1 protein-coding gene is annotated in these 1,699 nt (G+C 40.2%); it reads right to left on the reverse strand.

All coding sequences use genetic code 11. The features are described from left to right. Positions 1-103: 103 nt before the first annotated feature. Positions 104-1,363: an IS110 family transposase gene (locus DW019_RS14730; protein WP_118444041.1), complete on the reverse strand. Its 1,260-nt coding sequence runs from the start codon at positions 1,361-1,363 to the stop codon at positions 104-106. Positions 1,364-1,699 lie beyond the last annotated feature (336 nt).

The raw sequence follows: 1,699 nt of genomic DNA on the forward strand, positions 1-1,699 counted from the left end.
AAGTTTGAAAAAAAGAAATTTTAGACAACCAAGAAACAAAGGACATAGCAAATAAACCACCTAAACAGCTGGTTTAAAAAGTAAATATAGACGCAACACCTAATCAGGTAACAGGACCCACATCATCCTTGATAATGTAGCCTCGTTGTTTGATCAGATTAAGTGCCTGTGAAATGGTCAGAACTTTTTCTTTATTCACAGGACGTGATTCAAGAAAACCTTCCAGTGTATAAGGCTTTAAATCTGTAAGTATGTGCCAGATAGCGGTCAGGATCATACGACAGATGGCAATGATAGCTTTCTTGTGACCACGGCGTGCTTTTATACGACGATATCGTGTGGTAAATTCAGGATGTTTCTTCGATTTGATTAAAGCATTTGCAATTTGCACCAAAACTGGTTTAAAATAAGAACCAGCACGGGAAATCCTAGTGGACTTGATCTTGCGACTGCTCTGGTCGTTACGGGGACAGCATCCTGCCCATGAAACGAGGTTTTTGGCAGTGGGGAAGACAGACATATCCGCCCCGATTTCAGAAAGCACCTGGATAGCAGTCAATGGATTTTTATCGAATCCTGGTATGGTTCGAATAAGATCAAGGACACTTTCGTACTTTTGGCTGAGACGAAAGATTTCCCGTTCTATTTCTGCTTTGTGCATTTCTAATTCATCGATGTGTTTAAGGCACTGTCTAAGTTTTACAGCCTGTTCGTGAGAGATGGCACCATCAACAGCAGCCTGTATTTCCTCGATAGGAGTTTTGCATCTGCTATCCACAAAAGGTGCTACATCAAAAACTTCCCCCGGGTGTTGTAAGATCTGTTCCGTAATGGAACGAGATGATTTGCCAAATATATCAGAAAAGACATCATCCAATTTTAAGTTTGATACAGTAAGACAGTTATGAGCACGGTTCTTCTCACCGGTAATCATACAAGTGAGTTTGAAACGGTATCTTACTAAATCTCTTAATTGACGGATGTCAGCAGGTGGAATAAAGGAAGGTTTTACCATTCCACACATATATAGATCACAGATCCACTTGGCATCCTTGCGATCCGTCTTGTTGCCTTTTTGAGGCTTGGTATATTTGGGGTGAGAAAGAGTAACAAAGATGTTATTTTTCTCTAAGACATTAAAAACAGGGATCCAATACTTACCGGTAGATTCCATACAAACATCAATACAATTGTATTTAGCAAGCCAAAGACACAATTCCTGCAATCCTTTGGTAAAGGAAGAGAAGCGGGCTTGTTTATACTCTGTACGTTTAAAGGAATCCGTAATGCCGATACAGGCATAGATCCAGGTTTTGTGGACATCAAGTCCGCAGCAGTTATTTTTAAGAATTTTAAACGACAATAAAAGTACCTCCTGATGATTTATAGTTATAAGATTGACAGTGACTGGTCATCCGGCAAAATCGAGTCGACTTTGGAAGAGATAAGTTTACGGGCTACTGTTATGCGCCATTCATTGATGCCTTAACGGATGACCGACAACATATAACAATACGAGGTCGCCGCTATACAGCCCCGCCACTCACCTCCACGTGTTCTGTAGTGTGTCAGTCTTATAAAAGAATTATATCAAATATCAAGAGGAAGGGAAAATAGAAACGAGCGTAGCGAGAGAAACTAATATTTTCATGATTCTATTGGTGACTTTCGCGAAGCAGAAAGGCGGATTATAACAATG

Source organism: Clostridium sp. AF37-5, assembly GCF_003477605.1.
In the GTDB taxonomy this organism is placed as follows: Bacteria; Bacillota; Clostridia; order Lachnospirales; family Lachnospiraceae; genus Eubacterium_F.